This window comes from Pedobacter arcticus A12, assembly GCF_000302595.1.
GTDB lineage: Bacteria > Bacteroidota > Bacteroidia > Sphingobacteriales > Sphingobacteriaceae > Pseudopedobacter > Pseudopedobacter arcticus.
Window position 1 is genome coordinate 302294 of sequence record NZ_JH947128.1, and the last position, 16590, is coordinate 318883.

General features: G+C 36.9%; 9 protein-coding genes and 4 tRNA genes. 2 read left to right on the plus strand and 11 right to left on the minus strand.

Annotated features, from left to right (window positions below):
- Window positions 1-40: 40 nt before the first annotated feature.
- The 8 genes from B176_RS0117185 to B176_RS0117225 form a co-directional block, all read right to left on the minus strand.
- Window positions 41-1360: a sugar MFS transporter gene (locus B176_RS0117185; RefSeq protein ID WP_017260075.1), complete on the minus strand. Its 1320-nt coding sequence runs from the start codon at window positions 1358-1360 to the stop codon at window positions 41-43.
- A 100-nt stretch (window positions 1361-1460) separates the two neighbouring features.
- Window positions 1461-2816, minus strand: coding sequence for a Gfo/Idh/MocA family oxidoreductase (locus B176_RS0117190; RefSeq protein WP_017260076.1), 1356 nt, complete (start codon window positions 2814-2816; stop codon window positions 1461-1463).
- An 848-nt stretch (window positions 2817-3664) separates the two neighbouring features.
- Window positions 3665-4726, minus strand: coding sequence for a LacI family DNA-binding transcriptional regulator (locus B176_RS0117195; protein WP_017260077.1), 1062 nt, complete (start codon window positions 4724-4726; stop codon window positions 3665-3667).
- 389 nt (window positions 4727-5115) lie between these two features.
- Window positions 5116-6315, minus strand: coding sequence for an N-acetylglucosamine-6-phosphate deacetylase (gene nagA, locus B176_RS0117205; protein WP_017260079.1), 1200 nt, complete (start codon window positions 6313-6315; stop codon window positions 5116-5118).
- Window positions 6316-7007: 692 nt separating this feature from the next.
- Window positions 7008-7079 (minus strand) — tRNA-Glu (locus tag B176_RS0117210).
- A 35-nt stretch (window positions 7080-7114) separates the two neighbouring features.
- Window positions 7115-7187 (minus strand) — tRNA-Met (locus B176_RS0117215).
- A 91-nt stretch (window positions 7188-7278) separates the two neighbouring features.
- A tRNA-Glu gene (locus tag B176_RS0117220) sits at window positions 7279-7350 on the minus strand.
- A gap of 35 nt (window positions 7351-7385) precedes the next feature.
- Window positions 7386-7458, minus strand: a tRNA-Met gene (locus B176_RS0117225).
- 147 nt (window positions 7459-7605) lie between these two features.
- Here B176_RS0117225 and era point away from each other — a divergent pair.
- Window positions 7606-8484 (plus strand): GTPase Era, encoded by an 879-nt coding sequence (gene era, locus B176_RS0117230; RefSeq protein ID WP_017260080.1) that lies wholly within the window; start codon window positions 7606-7608, stop codon window positions 8482-8484.
- A gap of 127 nt (window positions 8485-8611) precedes the next feature.
- On the opposite strand, the gene B176_RS0117235 is transcribed toward era, so the two are convergent.
- From B176_RS0117235 to B176_RS0117245, 3 genes are all read right to left on the minus strand, one after another.
- On the minus strand, window positions 8612-10144 hold the full coding sequence (locus B176_RS0117235; RefSeq protein WP_017260081.1) for a glycoside hydrolase family 10 protein: 1533 nt from the start codon (window positions 10142-10144) through the stop codon (window positions 8612-8614).
- Window positions 10145-10354: 210 nt separating this feature from the next.
- On the minus strand, window positions 10355-11878 hold the full coding sequence (locus B176_RS0117240) for a SusD/RagB family nutrient-binding outer membrane lipoprotein (RefSeq protein WP_040540771.1): 1524 nt from the start codon (window positions 11876-11878) through the stop codon (window positions 10355-10357).
- A gap of 27 nt (window positions 11879-11905) precedes the next feature.
- Window positions 11906-15058: a SusC/RagA family TonB-linked outer membrane protein gene (locus tag B176_RS0117245; protein ID WP_017260083.1), complete on the minus strand. Its 3153-nt coding sequence runs from the start codon at window positions 15056-15058 to the stop codon at window positions 11906-11908.
- Window positions 15059-16233: 1175 nt separating this feature from the next.
- On the opposite strand from B176_RS0117245, the gene B176_RS0117250 reads away from it, so the two are divergent.
- Window positions 16234-16587, plus strand: a complete 354-nt coding sequence (locus B176_RS0117250; RefSeq protein ID WP_017260084.1) for a PadR family transcriptional regulator — start codon at window positions 16234-16236, stop codon at window positions 16585-16587.
- The last annotated feature ends 3 nt before the right edge of the window (window positions 16588-16590 follow it).

Here is a 16590-nt window from a genome sequence, read left to right on the forward strand (position 1 = left end):
CAGAACAATAAATTCTAGCACTATAAACACAACATAGAATCTAGCTCCAGCGCCTTAGTTTGTGCCCCTTAACTGCATAAAAAACTAAGTAGATATAACATGGAAACAGCACCCAATAAGCATCGCGTAAACCGGCAGTATCAGCAAAATAGCCATAAACTAATGGTAAAACAGCATTTCCAGACAAGCCCATGATCATGATGGAAGCACCTAATTTTGTATACCTGCCTAAGCCATCTAAAGCTAAAGGCCAAATACCCGCCCATACCAATGAATTGGCGAAGCCAAGCAAAACAATAAACCAAATTGATAGATCGGCGGTATGCCCCAAAAATGTAATGTTACCCTTTGCAAAGATGATACAGAGTGTGAATATAAGTCCCAATAAGGTACAAATCCGCAACGCATTCGCCTGACTGATGAAACGAGGAATAGTAACTATGCCCAATAAATAACCGCAAATAGTAAGAAATAGCGTATATGACGGAAACACTTTTGCTTCCATAAGCTGAATGTTCATAGAACCAGCGTAACCAATAATGGTATCAATAGCAATGACCTGCGTACCAACATGAAGAAATATAGCAACAGCTCCTAAAATAAGGTGTGGAAACTGAAAAATACTGGTTTTGCCCGAGTTTGCACTTGCAAGTTCTTCGCTTTCATGTTCGGTATCAATCTCTGGCAAAGGAGAATATCTTACAAAGACTCCGAGACCAAAAAGTACGGCACCAACACAGGCATAAGGAACCATCACTCGCCTAATCAACTCATCTAGTACCGCAGCTTTCTCCACTTCGCCCATTAAGGGTATCTGCTTAAACAACTCACTATCTGTTGAACGCAAAATTACAGCAGCAAACAAAAGTGGCGCTAAAATACCTGCCGCTTTATTACAGATACCCATAATACTGATCCGTTGCGCCGCTCTATTTTGGGGCCCTAAAATGGTAATATATGGGTTAGCTGCTGTCTGTAGAATTGCCAAGCCCGATCCTAGTATAAATAAGCCTAAAAGAAAAATTTCATAAGTACGTAGATAGGCAGCCGGCACAAACAAAAATGCCCCTACTGCCATTGTCCAAAACCCAAACATCATCCCTTTTTTGAAACCTACCGCTTTCAACAGATAAGAAGACGGCACCGACATTACCAAATAAGAAATATAGAATGCAAACGCCACCAAATAAGACTGGAAATTTGTAAGCTCGCAGGCGATTTTAAAATATGGGATTAATATGGCATTAATCCAGCTTACAAAGCCAAATATAAAAAACAGAACGCCAACTATAAGAATAGATATAGTGGTGTCTCTTTTACTTAATGAGCTTGCTTCAACCGATATAATCTCTTGTTTCATAAATTTTTCTGAAAATTTTATTTAAATATATTGTCTATTAATTTTAAGTCTGTATTAAAACCCGATGTAATACCTGAGTTTGCATTAAACGGATAAATTTTTAAATGGTTGGCTCCCATCCTCGCTCGTATGTTCTGCTCCAAAGTTTCATTGCCTCTGGATTATTTAAGATACGCCCATTTAAAGGATTGGTTTCTAAACTGTGACCTGTACGTTGCGCAATATTGCCTAATTGTACCAACAGTGTACTTTGGTGGCCTCCAATTATATCAGATGCTAGCGGAGTACCATTCTTTATTGCACTAAAGAAATTCTGAATATGGAAAGCATCTAGCGCTTGTGAGGGGCTGGCAAGGTTTATAGTATCTACTTTAATGTCGTTAGCCACATCCTTAACTACTTTTCCTTTTAAGTCAAAAATACGATAAGCATTTCCACCCAGTATCTGTAAAGACCCTTTGTCTCCATAGAAAATAACACCTACATTTTCACCTTCAGTTGGAGCTCCATTACAGCTACGGCCTTCCCAAGTGATGGTACATTTATCCGCAAATTCCATATTAATCATTTGCGTATCTGGCGTTTGCCAATCATCACTATAACGGTATCTTCCGCCGTTAGAACTAATTTTTGTCGGAAAATCAACGCCTAAACCCCAACGGGCAAGATCCACGAAGTGTGTTCCGTTATTCAGTGCCTCACCAGTTCCCCAGTGCCAGAACCAGTGCCAATTATAATGCAAGAAATTATCTTTATACGCTACTCTAGGAGCTGGCCCTTGCCAAAGGTCAAAATCTAACCAGTCTGGCACTGGTGCAGTTTTGCCTACGCCAATAGACGACCGGTTATTAGCATACCAGGTTTTGGCATAATACGCTTTCCCAATTACGCCATCATGTACTTCTTTAATGGCAGCAGCCACGTTTGGCCAAGAACGTCTTTGGTTGCCCATTTGAATTACGTTGCGGTATTTTTTAACCGCATCAACAAGTAACTCTCCTTCACGGGGATTATGGCTACATGGCTTCTCTAAATAAACGTGTTTACCTGCTTTAGAAGCTGATATTGCAGCCGGTGCATGCCAATGATCTGGTGCAGTTACAACTAAAGCATCTAAATCTTTATCCTCTAATGCCTTCCTAAAGTCGGGTTGATTCTTTGGCGTTTTGTTTTGATTTTTAGCCACCTCCTCAACACATTTTGCTGCCGCTCTTTTATCAACATCGCAAACATATAACACCTCGCAGTTTTTTTGTAAGGCAAAATTAGATGCCACAAATTTACCTCGTGAATTTACACCCATGCATCCAACTTTTATACGCTCATTAGCTCCCATAATATTAGCATAACTCTTAGCGCTAAAGCCTGGCAAAATACCACCGAGAGCAACAGCCGCAGCGCCTGTGGAAGCTGTTTTAATAAAGTTTCTTCTGCTTACCCCTTTCGATTTCTTCATTATATTGATTTTTAACTACTATCTAAATTTAGTTCAACATGATCAAGGATTGTAATTGTATCTTGATTCCATTATTTATTCGGTTTAAAATCCTTCCAGTACTTGTATTTGGAACGATCAGCAAGTAGCTAAGTACAGTTCAAGAAACTCAAATAATCGGCTTTAGATTGATAACTCTAAAAAACTACTGCCTAGAAACTGCCCAAGCCAACTAGTCTAGCCCACTTTTATTTGTGAAATAAATGCACAATACCAGAAAATGCCAGGCTACCCTCTCCTTTTCTGCTTATTACCTCCATATTTAATTTTCCCATTTTTAAATACTCTTGGTAAAATGTATTAGCGTAGGCTACTCACATCTATCAATAGGATTTTTTTTAACAAAAAAATTTACGGGTACGCTACCGAAAGTAAAGTTTTGTTTTCTAAAATCAAAATTTTAATCGAAATTTTAATCTTTCTAGATTAAATTGTGGGAGCTCTATAACATTTTCGCATTTTATTGCGGCGTTAAACTTTAAGAATTAAGGAAAGATATTACCATCACAAATTTGAGCTGAGTTAAAATCGGTAAAAATTAAACGAGAAGTTTTTATAGCTATTTTCTTTGATGCACTGACAGCAACAAGCCCAACTACCTTTAAAAGGACTATTATATTAGTATTTTACTTAGCACATCTACTAAAACCCTATAGAACTATTGCTTATCACACAGGGTAGATGGTGATTTATTTTATGGTTTATGATTAAGAGTGTTGGCTCCAAAAACCATTCATATTGCAATAAATATTAAAAAAACGTATAATGTTAATCTAGGCTACTTTTCCATGAAAGCTTATTTAAGCTTATCAATAAAACATAAAGTTTTCACGAGATATAATATCAATCGGCATAAAGTTGATTTTTTCTGTATTTATATTGTGTACCAGTTTATTATATAAAGCAATAATTGCTTTATATCCCTGTTCCTGTGGCTTCTGGCAGATCAAAAAATCGATGACGTTTTTCTTAAGAAAATCAATATTCTGAGGTAGGAAATCAAATCCCAATAGTAATAAGTGCTGTAGCTTATGCTCTTGAATATACTTTGCAACAGATGAAACTCTAGAGTTAGTCACAAAAAGCGCTTTGATGTCTTTCTGTTGGCTAAAAACTTCATTCAATTGCTTTTCTACAGATTCGTAATCGGTTTGTCGGATATCTATTTTTACAACCTCATAGCTCTTATTGTTTTCAGCAAAGTACCCTCTAAACCCTTCTTCTTTACGTAGTAAATGGTGATGAGTGTCAATTTCCTTCGAAATGTTAATGAGTAATATTTTACTGTTTTCACTAAGTATGTAACTTAACAAATGCGCACCCATGTATCCGCTTTGGTAAAGATTCGGCCCTATATAACACAAACTATCCTGATTAGGAATATCTGAGTTGATGAATACATAGGGGATTTTGAGTTTTTGACACTTATTGGCAAACTGAGTAGATTCATTTATAAAAACCGGTGCAACTAACACGCCATCAAACTCACTTTCAAGAATTACCTTCGTGTACTTTTCAAATGTTGAAATATCATTTAGATCAAAAAGAAAGTTTTCTACTGTAATTCCGTAATTCCTTATCTCTTCTTGCGCTTTGGCAATTCCTTCTAACGGTGCTTGCCAAAAAGCAGTCTCATTAGAAACCTGCGGAATTAGCACAGCCAGTCTTAAAATTTTTTTTGAGGCCAAACGTCTGGCAAAAACATTCGGCTTATAATCAAGATCTGCAATGATTGCTTCAATTTTTTCCTTAGTTTTTAGCGAAACTCCGCTTCGATTGTGCAGAACTCTATCCACTGTGGCAATCGAAACATTTGCTCTCCTGGCAATTTCTTTTACGCCAACAAGCTCCTTTTCTTCTTTGTGCTTCATAAAAATGTTTTTTTTCTTACACCGTTATGTAAAACTATTGCGATAGCAGCTTTTTTACGGAGCAAATCACGGCATTTCGTTCGAAGCAAATATAACTTTAGTTTATATAAAAGCAATTGAAAAATAACGAGTTGCTCAATGATCATCTTAAGACAAAAGAAAATCGAACTTTGGTAATATTTAAAGTATATTTATAAATGTCACATAAAGGAAGATATAAATATTTTCCATCCGCTCGTTATAAGCAAATAACAATCAAGCTCAATAATTATATTTTAATTTATATTAAGGTAGATCGTAATCTATTGTTACTTTTACTTTAGCATCGATATAAAGAATATTAACTTCCTGTTTTCTCAGAATAGTTACGTATAATGATTACTTATAGCTTACACTGGAAATGCTGTCTCCCTATATTTAATATCTCCTTTAACTATAGTCATCGCAATCTTGATCTGATCATCAAAAATCACAACATCAGCATCTTTCCCTTTCTCTAAAGTTCCCTTTGTTTTATTTACTCCCATTATTCTAGCGGGTGTCTCCGAGATCATCTTTACTACATCAATGATTGGTATTCCTGCATCGTAAACCATTGTTCTTACCAGTCTATCTGCAGTTGCTACACTGCCAGCAAAAGCAGATAAGTCAGGTAATTTGGCTACTCCACCTTCCACTATAACTTTCAAGCCGGTGTCTTTGTTACCTAAAATACTTTCACCCTCTGGCATGCCAGCCGCTCGCATAGCATCCGTAATCAGAGCAATTCTGTCAGGCCCTTTAATTTTGTAAATTAGTTGTAACAAAGGAGCAGGGAGATGGACACCGTCCGCTATAACTTCTACGTCCATCTCATCTATCAGATAACCCGCTTCAACTACGCCAGCGTATCTATAAGCGTTTCTACGTGTTACGGTAGACATTGCCGAATAAAAATGGGTAGCCAAAGTATATCCGTTATTAAACCCTTCTAAAGCTTCTTCGTAAAGTGCATCAGTATGCGCTAATGCCAGAACTTTACCTTTTGACCTTACATAACGACCGAACTCTATCGCTCCCGGAAGCTCTGGTGCGGCGCTCCACCTAATGATATCATCCGAGTAATCTAATATCTTTTTATATTCTTCTGGATTAGGGTTACGGATGTATTTAGGGTCTTGCGCTCCACGTTGGCTAATTGCAAAATACGGACCTTCTAGATGAACACCTAAAAACTGCGCTCCTTTTGTATTAAGCCGGTTAGCCTCTTTATAAGAATCCAATGTTATAAAAAGATCTTCCACCTCACTGGTTAAGGTAGTTGGGTTTAGGGCTGTTGTACCATATTTCACATGGGTCTCGGCTATTTTCAAAAATGCATCAACACTGCCATCCATAAAATCATGTCCACCACCACCGTGTACATGAATATCAATAAATCCTGGGGAAATAAATTTACCCTTTGCATCAATTAAAATTGTATCCTCTGACACCTCAACTTCTCCCTCCCCAACGTTTTCAATAATCTCGCCGTGTATTAAAACAAAACCATTTTCTATTATACCCTTTGGGGTAATAACTTTACCGTTGTATATTATTAATTTTTCCATTTAGATCTTGGACTTATTTAAAAATTGCGAGAACTATATTGTTTACGTACACGAAGATATAAAAACTTTAGTGAAAAATAATTAGAGATTTATTCTTACCTCTAAGTAAACGTAAATAAAGCCAAAACTTGAAGTAATTGTTTTATAAAAAGACAGTGAAAATTTTTAATAAAATTGCATAAACTAATCCGCAATTTCCATATTGCTTAGTTTATATAGTTTTCTACTCCAATAGCTTCTTTCATCACAACTAAAATACTACTACACTATTTTCCCTTTGAAAATCTTATTGTTTCCCTCCATTAATATTATTCCAATATCAATACTAAAATCACCCTTTTAATATAAAGTTCCCCCGCTGTTTACAAGCATGCATAGAAAAAAGAACATAATCATTTGAGATTTGAGCTCCCTATAAATGCAAAATCCATATTTAGTCACTATTGATGAATTTAAAATCCCAATCACTGTTCTCATTTTTAATACATATAAGTAATGGCCTCAAAAATTGAAATAGCTACTAATTATTCTTTACTTATACTCCCATTTTTTCAGATTGATCGACCTTTATGCCATGAGAATTAGATGAACGCTTGAATTACTATAATATGGAAGTTTGGAGGTTTTTGACAAAACAAAAAACCTGCAAACTTTTGATTTGCAGGTTTTTTAAATTTTACTACTGAAATGTGTAGCCCGTAGGGGAATCGAACCCCTGTTTCTAGAATGAAAATCTAACGTCCTAACCCCTAGACGAACGGGCCATAAAAAAGGGGTTGTCTTTCAAACTCCTTTTAGGTAGCGGGGACAGGACTCGAACCTATGACCTTCGGGTTATGAGCCCGACGAGCTACCAACTGCTCCACCCCGCACTGTATTTTTAATCTCTTTACAGAAAAATCCTTCTGTAACAATAATCCTTTTAAATTAAACCTTTGTAAATAATTTACTTTGATTTAAACGTAGCCCGTAGGGGAATCGAACCCCTGTTTCTAGAATGAAAATCTAACGTCCTAACCCCTAGACGAACGGGCCATAAAAAAAGAGTTGTCTTTCAAACTCTTTATAGGTAGCGGGGACAGGACTCGAACCTATGACCTTCGGGTTATGAGCCCGACGAGCTACCAACTGCTCCACCCCGCACTATATCTTAATGCTTTAATATTTCAACGTTTCCACGAAAACACTTGCTGCTTTCTACTCTTTTTAAGAACAAATCCTCGTTCTTAATTGGTCTGCAAAGATATAATTCGTTTCTTTGTACTCCAAATCTTTTTTACAATAAATTAAATGACACATAAAGCAGGTTTTGTTAGCATCATTGGTAAGCCAAACGCAGGCAAGTCAACCCTTATGAATCAGCTAGTTGGCGAAAAAATGGCAATCATAACGCCAAAAGCGCAAACTACCAGACATCGTATTTTGGGTATCGTAAATCACGAAGATTATCAAATTGTGTTCTCAGATACACCCGGAATCATCAAACCAAACTACAAATTGCAGGAGAATATGATGCATTTTGTTGATGATGCTTTAGTAGATGCGGACATCTTAGTTTTTGTAACCGACATTAATGAAAAGCAGGATGAAGAAGATGTGTTGGAGAAATTAAAAAACACGAGCGCTAAGGTTTTGGTGGTGATCAATAAAATTGACGAATCTACCAATGATCTTATCGAAGAAAAGATAAACTACTGGAAAGAAAAGCTTAACCCCCACGGCATCGTTGGATGCGCTGCTCTGCACTCGTACAACACGGAGCCGGTAATGAGCTTTATTACTGAGAACCTACCAGAACATCCCGCATATTACGAAAAAGACGAATTAACAGACAGATCAGAAAGGTTTTTCGTTTCTGAGATGATACGTGAGAAGATTTTTAAGTTTTACAAGAAAGAAATTCCTTACAGCACTGAAGTTATCATTACTTCATTTAAGGAAGCAAAAGATATCATTAAGATTAGTGCAGAAATTGTGGTGGAGCGGGATTCACAGAAAAATATCATAATCGGTACTGGTGGCGCGATGCTTAAAAAAGTTGGAACCTATGCTCGTCAGGATATGGAAGAGTTTCTACACAAAAAGGTATTTTTAGAAATGTTTGTAAAAGTAATTCCAGATTGGCGTAACCGCGAGAATTATTTGAAAAGCTTCGGCTATGCTGAATAGCGCTTCACGTTAAGAACGGGTTCTTTTTGTTAGCATAATCTCTTGGGAGACATCTCATTAGCAAGATTGCCAAATTGCAGGGTTACCAAATTGTGTTACCTCTCGTTACTTAGACCTGATGAAGGTTTTATCTTTTCAACTTTATTTTAAAAGCTACGGAAGGTTCACTTTCATTTTTTACACGATCTAAGGCAGTAACTATATAAGTATATGTTTCCCCTTTTTTAACAGTAGTATCTTCCCAAGAAGTAATATCACCGTAATAAATATTTTTGATAGCACTTACGTCGGTAACATCTATCGGCATCTTATCATCAAAACGATAAACCACAAAACCGTAGGCTTTTTCATTTTTATGATCTGGTAAGGGCAGTTTCCAGCTCAGCAAAACACCACTATCGCCCTCGATACCCAAAAGATTCTGAGGCTTGTTTGGTGCTACAGAATCAAGCCATAGCATTAACGGCGGTAAAGCTGGATATTTGTAATAATTCTGGCGTAAGGTATCTGAAACACCCAATGGGTTTCTTGTCAGCGATTTTGAACTAAAAAACACGCTCCCCTGCACCCGCGGGTTTGCTCTATTGTAAGTTATCTGTCGACCAATTTGACCGGCATTTTTCCACGCCAGCTCTTTGGTTGCGTTTACCTTATAAGCTCCGTGGCCTATGTATAAATGCCTTCCATAAGTATGGTTGCTCCACCAATCAACCAAATTACCGTATGGCGCTGCTCTGGTTTCAAAAGCCCAATAAATCTGCGGATTGATATAATCTACCCAGCCTTCCTGTACCCATTTCCTCGCATCGGCGTAAATTCCGTAAAATGAATCGCCACCATAACTCAAAGAACCATCAGGATCCTGAGATTTATTTTTCCAGATACCAAAAGGGCTTACACCGAACTTTACATAACTCTTATGGGCATGCACACTATCATTCACCGCTTTAATCAATAGATTTACGTTGTCTCTGCGCCAATCTTTAATATCCTTAATTCCTCTGTTCTGCAACCAAAAAGTCGATTCGTCATCAATAAACTGCCCTTTGATGGCATATGGGTAAAAATAATCATCAAAATGCACACCGTCTATATCGTAGTTATCTACCACGTTTAAAATAACTTTATTGATGTATTCACGTACTTCTGGCAAACCTGGGTTAAACAGTTTTTTACCATCGTACTTAAAAAACCAGCTGGGTTTAACTTTTGTAATGTGATCTGCCGTAATATTTTCTTCTTTCCCATCAAAAGTTGCTCTGTACGGATTAAACCAAGCATGAAGCTCCATTCCGCGTTTGTGACACTCTTCTATTGCAAATTGTAAAGGATCATAAAATGGATTTGGCGCTTGCCCCTGTTTCCCCGTTAAATATTGCGACCATGGCTCGTCCCCTTTTGCATAAAAGGCATCCGTTGCTGGCCGTATCTGAAACATAATCGCATTTATACCTTCTTCCTGATGTTTATCTAACAGTTTGATCAATTCATCTTTTTGCTGTTGAGTGGTTAAACCGGCTTTACTTGGCCAGTCGATATTGACTACAGTCGCCACCCAAACACCACGGAATTCTCTTTTGGGAGAAAGCTCCTGCGCTGGTGAGGTTAACGAAAGGCTGATGAATAAAATGGTGAGAAGTAAATATCTGAATTGCGTCATTAAAATATCGGATTTGCTTTTTAGAAAACGCAAAGATAGGGAATTTGGTGTTGGGGAGAAAACCAAAAAAACGAATAAGCTGTTAAAATAAAGGGTTCAGAATTTACATTAAGCAAGGAAAATTGATTGAATTAATGCAAGGCCCATTTAAAACAAAAAAGCCGCCTCGATTTAAAACGAGGCAGCTTTAAAATTATATACTACTTTATACTAATTTGGATCCCAAAAAATCCTAGAAGTTTGTGGATCAATTGTTCCCTCCGCTTTTACATTCGACGCATTGAAACTGTACTCATTCTGTGGATAAGCTAAACGTAACGGGATTAAACGACCCGCTCGTCCTGTATTTAGAGAAATAGGAACATCGGCTGGAACACCTAACCTACGGTAATCAACCCAAGCTTCAAAGTTATTAATTCCAACTAGAGCTAAATACTTTTGGGAAACTATCAATTTAACTTTGTCAGTAGCGCCTGACCAACTAGCTATCGCTTGATTGTCTAAATACGTATCAGCCGTTGTTGCTGCGTTTGTTACACCCAACCAAGAAAATGACTCATTAACAGCTGCTCTGTAAGCTGTCTCTGCGTCTCCTGTCAACCAACCCCGTTGGGTAGCCTCAGCCTGTAAAAACATACTTTCAACTGATGTGAACAACCATTGAGGCTGAGTAGCACTTTTCGCTAATCCAGGACCCGCAACATTTGACATAACGCTAGAAAGGGTATCCTTCACAACAGGTCCGCCAAGAATAGAACCATAGTAATCTCCATTTAATGGATTTGCTGCTTTACTAAACACGTATTGATAACGTATATCAGAGTTATCTATAAACTTACCTAGCATGTATTTACTAGCTCTGTTGAAATCATCAACTAAATTACCGTTTTGATCACGCAGAAAGGCAGCGTAAAACGGATTCAATTGATATGCATTAATAGAATACCCAGGTTGTACCTGAGCAGTTTCTCCACCCATTAAAAAACCGTTTCCTTCTGCAATGATTTTATTAATTTCCGCTGTTGGCGCTGAACCAAGTACTTCGGACTGGTGAATTAACAGCTTTAATTTTTGCGTGTTCGCTAGCTTGTGCCACATCTCAAGATTACCGGAGAACATGATATCCGAACTTCTTAAAGCAGGAGTGATATCCATAGGTTCATTGAAAAGTGCATTCGCTGTATCTAACTGCAACAATAGAGCTGCATATATATCGCTCCCTTTATCATATTTAGGTGCAATATACTTAACAACGTTTAAGGCTTCAGAGTAAGGTACATTGTTGTACATATCCACTAGGTACATAAAACCAATAGACTTCACCACCTTTGCTGCGCCCTGATAAAAGGGTTGATTCAACTCTTTTGCTTTTTTCTCCATATCATCAGCATCTTTGATGATATCAAACCAAGCAATAGCAGGGTTTACAGAGCTCGTGTTGCCGTTAGACCAATTGTTTTGTTCGTAAGTGGTAGTGATATTATAATTTTCTAAGGGTATACTCGGACCAAAATTTCCTCCCCGAGCCCAATACCCCATCCACTGAGCAGCAAATCCGTAGTCTACAGCCATTTTCTTTGCTGTTGCATTCAACACCATAGGTAATAACAAACGAGGCTCAACAGCTTTTTCGGTAGCGAGATTTGGATTTTCGTTTATATCAAAGAAACTCTTCTTACAACTTGCCATCGTTATCGCGACAAGTGTAAATAGTAAAATTATTTTATTTTTCATTATCTTCATTTTAAATGTTTTAATTAATTAAAACTTGGCTACAATGTTAAATCCATAAGTTCTTACAGGCGGATTTGATGTTGCATCAATATTTCCGAAAGCGTTTGGATAATCGGAAATCATGCTGTTAAAATCTGGATCCATAAACTTATTTTCAGATGGCAACCATAAAAACAGATTTCTACCAACAAGAGATACAGTAAGGTTTTTTAACACTTTTTGGTTTTTCAACAAAGCTTGAGGCACATCATACGATAAAGAAAGCTCTCTTAACCTCCACGTATTGGCACTTACCACAAAATTAGAAGCTGCACTTCTGAATTCATTTGTATAGTATTCATACATTTCCTCAGTCGCTCCAATTTTAGCTGTTGTGTTTTCAATGTAATAATTAGGGCTAGCAGGATCTGTTACACTAGGATTTCTAATTACTGAGTTAGGTAGAATAAACGGCTGACGATTATTATAAGCTGTAGCTTCTGACACTCCAGTCCAAGCCATATCACTTCCGAGTGCATAGAAAGAAGCTTTATGTCCAGACTTGTGTTCGAAAAGAGCAGACAAACTAAAGTTTTTATAATCTACAGACGGATTTAAACCGATAATCCATTTAGGGATTGTTCTACCAAGTTCTTTAGTCGTTGGGTCGGCAGATGGCCGTCCGGTTGTGGCATTTACAATCACACGTCCTAAATCATCTCTCTTGTAGTCTGTTCCTTTAAGGATAAAAGCCGGTTTGCCTTTTATAGCATAATTTCCAGCATCCACATACCCCCCGATAGATAACTCATTTAGTTCTTGTTCCTTATAAATGCTGGTAACCTCACTGTCGTTATAAGTGGCATTGGCTCTGAAACGGATACCTCCATCTTTAAATTTAATTAAAGGTGTAAGATTCAAGTCCATTTCTATTCCTTTATTAATGAAAGAAGCCGCATTTAAGTAATACCTAGAGTAACCAGTCGCGTCTGATAGATTAATACTAATGATTTGATCTGTATTATTTTGATAAAAGTAAGTAGATTCAAAAGTGACTCTATTTCCAAAGAAACTTGCTTCAAAACCTGCCTCCGTACTGTTGATAAACTCAGGCCTTAAGTTTGGATTGTAGAAAGTGTTTCCTGCGGTTAATCCAGGTGTTGAACCGTAAGGAAATCCAGTGTAAACAGGTTGTGAATAAGTAGACGCTAATAAATACGGTGTGATATCAGCATTTCCAGTTTTACTCCAAGCTCCTCTTAATTTTAAATATGACAACGCATTTACAGATTTTAATCCTTCAACGGCTTCAGAAAGGACTAACGATCCGCTAACTCCTGGGTAGAAATAAGAATTTTGTCCGATAGCAAGCAGTGAAGTCCAGTCGTTACGTCCTGTAACCTCAAGGTTTGCCCAACCTTTGTAACTTAAACCTGCACTACCATAAACAGAAAACAAACGAGATCTGTAACCAGGAGATGACCCTGATAGAATTCCAATCCTGTTACTTACGTTGTAAATACCAGGAACAACCAATGAGCTAGCACCTACTCTTGTAGTTCTACTCTCATTCTGGCGAACATAAGTACCTAATATAGCGCTAAGCTTAAAATTTTCATCTAATTGTTTGGTTAAATTTCCAAATAATTCAGATGTTAATCTATTTTCAGAATATGCACTTTCTTCGATAGAACCAGGAACAGTAGTTTTCCCTCTGTCTAAACCAAAATCATCAGCAACAACTCCTTCTGATGTATATCTATTAGCAGTATTTTCAGTGGTTAAGCCTGCTCTATATACAAAGTTCAACCAATCTGTTGGTTTATAACTGAAGTCTAGATTTGCAATTAAATCTTGGCGTTTTCCATTTTTTCTCCAGTTACCAATAGCGAAATAAGGATTTAATCCATAATTACAGTAATAATTATTGTACTGGGAAAAAGGATCATTTTTATAATCTTTATATTTTGATAAAGGTGCGTTGGCAGCGGTATTTATAAGTTGATCAAATAAGCCATCGTTACCTCCAGTTCCTTGGGCACTAAAATAGTCAGACATAGCCTGATCATCAAAAACGCTGTAATTCTGTTGGCTGTAGTTTATATTTGCACCAGCCTTGAACTTTCCAAATTCTTTCGCGGAGTTCATTCTAAAACTAGTTCTGCGATTTTCATCATCTGGCACTATACCTTTAACATTGGCGTCCTGAAGACTTAAATAAAAATCTTTAACTGATAGCGAAACATCTGTTTGAACAGTTACACCCGTATCATAAAACTTTTGTCTTTCGTCAGTACCAGAATACGTTACCTTTTGTTGAGAACCATCTGGCAACTCGGGACCAATATCTACAGTAGATCCATCAAAAGCTGGTCCCCAAGACCAATTTTCAAGAGGATCAATTACTCCATCGTAACCTTGTCCAAAACTCTTTTGTAACTTAGGAAAAAAAGAAACTTGCTGTAATTGCACAGAATTACTTACCGTAATAACAGGCTTATTAGATCCTTTCTTTGTCGTTATCAGAATCACGCCATTACGAGCATCCGGACCATAAATAGCAGCAGAAGAAGCTCCTTTTAATACGCTTATATCCTGAACATCGTTAGGGTTTAATGATGAAAGAAACTCTATCTTCAAAGGTATTCCATCAATAACCAGTAATGGATTGTTATTCCCAGTCATGGATCTGATACCCCTTAAGTTGATGCTTACATTTTCAAATACGCCACTGCTTACAGTTGACACATTTAAACCAGAAACTTTACCTTGTAAACCATTAGCAACATTTACTGCGCTAGCTTTGGTTACAGTTTCACCACTTACCGTGGCTGCGGCATATCCAAGCTCACTTCTCTGTCTCTCGATCCCTAATGCTGTAACAACAACTTCGTTAAGTTGCTTACTATCGTTTGCTAAAGAGACATTAAAGACAGAACGGGTTCCAATCTGAATAGTTTGTTTAACAAAACCAATATAAGAAACCTCTAAACTCTTAGCATTTGCGGGAACGTTAAGCGAAAAATCACCCTTCGAATCTGTTTGAGTTCCTTGATTTGTCCCAGTTACTCTAACTGAAACACCAGGTAATGGCAAACCGTCTTCGGTAGCGGTCACCTTTCCTGTAACTCTTCTATCTTGCGCTAGCACACTAGATGCTATAAGCAACAAGATGAATAAACTTTGTACAAGTTTTTTCATACAATTTTAAAATAAAGTTAATTAGTAATAGTGTTAATTAGTACTAAATATACCATGTACTAAGTGTTAAAAACAAATTAATATTTAACATTTTTTAACATTTTGACATAAATAACTCATATTCAGTATATTAAAAAATTAACAATAAATTAGATGTTTTATATCATTTTCGTTACATATACCCCTAAGTAATTTAACAAAAACTCAACAAAAATTCAATTTTATTAACAAAATTCTAAAATTAATAAATTTGCTATGCTAACATAGTAAATTTATTAAGCTATTGTTGAGTTTCTTCATTAAAATTTCCTTTAAGATAACGCTGGGTTTATAAACAAGCAGGTTTTAGAAATATACCCAAAATTCAGACGGTTATCTAACAAAACACCGTCCAAAAATTACAATCCATAGCGCTATATTATTGGATTACATGAATTGATTTTCTGTATGTATAACCATCCCAACAGCTGGGGTAAATCCAAAAAATTTAGTATGCAAAATGCTCAGTCTAAAACCGCTAAATATGAGTGAGTTTCTCCCTAGCCACCTTTATAGAATCCCGCAACAACTCAAAAAGAAAACAGTAAAAATCTAAAGCCCCACTAAAAACATAAAATGATTTAGAAGCTGTTTAAATTATAATGTTATTAATTTAAACAGCTTGTTTATTGCCATAAAACAGGTGTCCCCCGCTGGCGGGCAATGTCATTAAGTTAAGGAGCGTCGTCATGTCGAACGATAGGGAGACATCTCACAAATAGGTGTCATGTTAGTATGGAAACCCTGCAAGTGAGATTTCTCGTACCTCGAAATGACGAAATGCAGAGAAAAATCTATTAACTTAATGACATTGCGCTGGCGGGGGCAGGGGTGGTTAGCAAAAAACAGGCAGTCTACCTTGCAAAATGCAGAACCTCCCTCTTTATCTCCCTCCAGAGGGAGACATTGTGTGGAACCTATAAATATAGACAAGCAAAGAAATGAGATACTATAAAAAATTCTACAACATAAATTTAAAAGTTTCTTAATATTTTCTGAGAAAACAATAAAAATCGGACTCAAAACCTGCCTTAAAACCATATTGAGGATACCTGATCTAGAAGTAATACAAAATAAATAAAAAATATTAGTACTATGCATTGCATAATACCAACTAATACATATATCTTTGTAATATGTTAGCAGATAATACTCAAACACAAATGAGGAAAGGTATTTTAGAATACTGTATCCTCACCATTATATCGCGGGGAGAAATCTACGCATCAGATATTATAGGAGAACTAAAAGAAGCAAGACTATTGATTGTGGAAGGCACTCTGTATCCGCTCCTTACTCGTTTAAAAAATAACGGCTTGTTGGTTTACAATTGGCAGGAGTCTACTTCTGGACCACCACGTAAATATTATGAGCTGTCTGAAAGTGGCAAAGAAGTTCTTTTAAGGCTAGACCAAACCTGGCAAGATTTAGCCTACGCAGTACAAACCACCATTAGCAAAAGAGATTTATCATCACAAAAAAAAGACTAAAGT

What these genes read in the sequence shown, in the direction of transcription:
- B176_RS0117195 (WP_017260077.1), bottom strand. Translation starts at nt 4,726, where the DNA reads ATGAAGCACAAAGAAGAAAAGGAGCTTGTTGGCGTAAAAGAAATTGCC.
- B176_RS0117235 (WP_017260081.1), bottom strand. Translation starts at nt 10,144, where the DNA reads ATGACGCAATTCAGATATTTACTTCTCACCATTTTATTCATCAGCCTT.
- B176_RS0117250 (WP_017260084.1), top strand. Translation starts at nt 16,234, where the DNA reads ATGTTAGCAGATAATACTCAAACACAAATGAGGAAAGGTATTTTAGAA.
- B176_RS0117190 (WP_017260076.1), bottom strand. Translation starts at nt 2,816, where the DNA reads ATGAAGAAATCGAAAGGGGTAAGCAGAAGAAACTTTATTAAAACAGCT.
- B176_RS0117240 (WP_040540771.1), bottom strand. Translation starts at nt 11,878, where the DNA reads ATGAAAAATAAAATAATTTTACTATTTACACTTGTCGCGATAACGATG.
- nagA (WP_017260079.1), bottom strand. Translation starts at nt 6,315, where the DNA reads ATGGAAAAATTAATAATATACAACGGTAAAGTTATTACCCCAAAGGGT.
- era (WP_017260080.1), top strand. Translation starts at nt 7,606, where the DNA reads ATGACACATAAAGCAGGTTTTGTTAGCATCATTGGTAAGCCAAACGCA.
- B176_RS0117245 (WP_017260083.1), bottom strand. Translation starts at nt 15,058, where the DNA reads ATGAAAAAACTTGTACAAAGTTTATTCATCTTGTTGCTTATAGCATCT.
- B176_RS0117185 (WP_017260075.1), bottom strand. Translation starts at nt 1,360, where the DNA reads ATGAAACAAGAGATTATATCGGTTGAAGCAAGCTCATTAAGTAAAAGA.